The sequence below is a fragment of the Kitasatospora sp. NPDC058478 genome (assembly GCF_042720345.1).
In the GTDB taxonomy this organism is placed as follows: domain Bacteria; phylum Actinomycetota; class Actinomycetes; order Streptomycetales; family Streptomycetaceae; genus Kitasatospora.
The window spans coordinates 1-3,363 of record NZ_JBHXML010000125.1; the positions used below are offsets into that span (position 1 = coordinate 1).

Below are 3,363 nucleotides of genomic sequence, written 5' to 3' on the forward strand. Positions count from 1 at the left end.
GCTTCGCTTCGGCGAAATTCCCGCGCAAGCGCGGGAATAGAATTCCGCAAGCGGAATTCAGAAGCGGACGGTAAACCCGCTTCGCGGGTTTACCCGGATTCCCGCAAGCGGGAATCCGATAGCTGGCCGGGAGGGGCGGGGTGCATCACGTGCGGCACTGTGTAGGGCCAGAAATCCTAAGCCACCCCCGACCTCCGACCCCCTGTCACCTCACAGTCGGTCAAAGCCGACGCCACCCGTCGAGCCCAGTGGACTCCGCTTCGCTCCGCCCACCCTGAACGCCCGTCACCACTCACTCCCACAGTCAACAACATCCGAGAAGATACCATCCCGGGGACGGTATCGTGCCCAAATGGCACCGCGCATCACCCTGGAGCGGGAACCTTCAGCAAGCCTGATGCATCACAGTAATGCACTGTGTAGAGTCAGCGTTGCAGGCGCACCCACGGTTTTGAATCTCTTGCGGGCGTTGTGCAGTCAAGGAAATCCCCTCCGGCACTCCATGAAGGGACGGGGCAATGCCCATCGAGTTGCGGGACCACCAGGTCGAGGCGGTCGACGCGATCATTCGCGCGCTGGACATCCCGCCGGGCGGGGCGGTTCCGGCGGACGGGCTGCGGGCACAGGTTCACGCGGCCTGCGGGACCGGGAAGACGTACATCTGCGCGGCGGCCGCGCGGCGGATGGTGCCGCGTGGCCGGGTGCTCGTCCTGGTGCCGACGCTGGCGTTGCTGGGGCAGACCATCAAGTCGTGGCGGGAAGTGGGGCACACGGGGCCGGCGGTCGCGGTGTGCTCGATGGAGGACGACGTCGAGCTGTGGTCGATGGACGTGCGGTGCACTACGAACCCGATCCGGCTCGCGATGTGGCACGGCTCGGGGCCGGTGACCGTCTTCGCGACCTACAGCTCGCTGGGGGTGTTGGCGGAGGCGTTCGAGGGCGCCTACGGCAAGCGTCTGGACCCGCTGGACCTTGCCGTGGTCGACGAGGCGCACCGCACGTCGGGGAGTCTGGGGAAGGCATGGGCGGATATCCACCACCAGGACATGATCCCGGCGGCCAGGCGCCTGTACGCGACGGCGACCCCGCGTATCTGGCAGGAGAGGCCGGCGCCGTCGTGGGAGCTGCGGGAGGGGGAGCGGCTTGAGCGGTTGCCGCAGGAGATGGCCGCGTCCATGGACGACGAGGCGATCTTCGGGCCGGTGGCGTGGAAGCTGCCGCTGTCCGAGGCGGTGAAGCGGGGCCTGCTCGCCCGGTACCAGATCATCGTCGTCGAGCTGACCGACCCGGTCGTCACCCCCGAGAAGCTCATGAGCCCGGACAAGCGCAGCGAGGAGATCCGGGGCCAGCGGCTCGGCGCGCTCCAGGCCGCCATGCTCCACACCATGGCGCAGCATGGGCTCCAGACGATGATCACCTTCCACCACCGGACCATAGAGTCCCAGGCGTTCGCGGAGGGTCTGCCGGCGGTGGCGGCGAAGCTGCATGCGGGTGACCCCGAGTTCTATCCGGAGCGGGTCTGGGCGGACTGGCTCAAGGGCGAGCACGCTGGCGAGCGGCGCCAGCGGGTGCTCGCCGAGTTCGGGCGCAGCGCGCGGCGGGCCGTGCTGGCCCAGTGCCGGGTGCTGGGTGAGGGCGTGGACATCCGGGCCGTGGACTCGGTGGCTCTGCTGGACCCGAAGGGGGCGCCGCATGACATCGTGCAGGCGATCGGACGGGCGCTGCGGCAGCAGCCCGGTCAGGGGAAGCTCGCCAGCCTGATCGTGCCCGTCTTTCTGAAGGTCGGTGAGCAGCCGCAGGACATGTTTACCTCCGGTTCGTATCGGCCTTTGGTGAATGTGTTGCAGGCTTTGCGGGCTCATGATGAGGAGGCCGTGGAATTGCTGGCCATTCCTCAGGTCGAGCAGAAGGCGGTGGTTGAGCCGTCGTTTGATATCGGTCCGGAGCCGCAGGAGGGTGAGAAGGAAAGCCGGATGCTGCTGCGTTTTTCGGCTCCGCGTGATCCGGTGATGGTCGCTCAGTGGGTTTCGTTCAACGTGATCGACGCCGAGCGGCAGGACTGGGCTCGCGGGTGGTCCGCGGCCGAGAAGTACTACAGGCGGGAGGGGCATCTGCGGGTGCCGTTCGATCACCGGGAGGCGACCCGGGCGGGGCTGGATCCGCATCAGATGTACCCGTTGGGGCACTGGGTGAGTGAGCAGCGCAAGGCGTACGCGGCTGGGGAGATGGAGGGCAAGCGGGTCGAGCGGCTGGAGTCGCTCGGGATGGTGTGGGATCCGCTGGACGCGGCGTGGGAGGAGAACTTGGCCGCGTGCCGGGTCTACTTCGAGCACCACGGCACCCTCGCTGCGCCCCGCACCGCGACCGCGTTGGACAAGCCGGTGGGGCAGTGGTTGTCCAACCAGCGCCGGCCCGGTGTGCTGGCGGATCGGCCGGACCGGGTGGAAGCCCTGGCCGGGATCGACCCGGACTGGAACCCGGCGTGGCCGCTGGACTGGCAGCGCCACTACGCCGCTGTCGCCGACTGCGTCGAAGGTGGGGCGCAGTTGTCCGATCTGCTGCCGGGGGTGACGGTGCACGGGCTCGATGTCGGTCGGTGGCTGGAGCGGCAGCGTCAGCACATCGTCTGGCACGGGCTGATGGACGGGCAGCAGGGGCGCCTGGCCGCGCTCGGGGTGGAGCCGCTGGCGGCCCCGGCCGGGGAGGCGGCGCCGAAGAAGAAGGCCGGCGCTGGGAAGCCGAGCGCGTTCGACCGGGGCGTGGTCGCGCTCGCTGTGTACCGGGAGCGGGCCGGGTCGGTGACTGTGCCGCGCCAGCACGTGGAGGAGATCCCGGGCGGCGGCGGGGGCACGGTGGAGGTGAAGCTCGGGGTGTGGATCTCCAACACCAAGAGCCGCCGGGCGAAGCTGACCGGCGAGCAGCTCGACCAGCTCGCCGCGCTCGGGCTCGACTGGCGCTGACCCGGCCGGGCCCGGTGATCGGGTGGCTGTACGGCCGGCCGATCACCGGTTGCCGACTCTCCACCCGGGGCCCCGGCCACGGGGACGCGGCGGGCAGCGCAGGCCCATCCCATCGGCACCCGAGTAACAAGATCAGAAACGCAAAGGAGATACGGCGAACGCGACACCGGACGGTACGGCTTCGCGCCGCTGCTGACACCACGGCCGAACTTCACAGGTGGGTGCGGGCGCGCAGCGGGCCGGGTGGGCCGCAGGACGGGACACGAGTGCAAGCCGGGCATACGCCCCGGTCTGAGTCCCGGCGCCCCCGGGCCCCGGCCGCGGGGTCCCCCACCGCCAGAGGTGGGGGCGGGGGGGGAGACGCCCCCCCCCCCCGGGCCCCCCGGGGGGCCGGGGTGCGGGA

Annotated in this window: 1 protein-coding gene; it reads left to right on the forward strand. The window is 70.0% G+C overall.

Annotated features, from left to right (window positions below):
* Positions 1-518: 518 nt before the first annotated feature.
* Positions 519-2,960 carry a Helicase associated domain protein gene (locus tag ACFWPT_RS39750; protein WP_380487851.1) on the forward strand — a complete coding sequence of 814 codons (2,442 nt, stop codon included), beginning with the start codon at positions 519-521 and terminating at the stop codon, positions 2,958-2,960.
* Positions 2,961-3,363 lie beyond the last annotated feature (403 nt).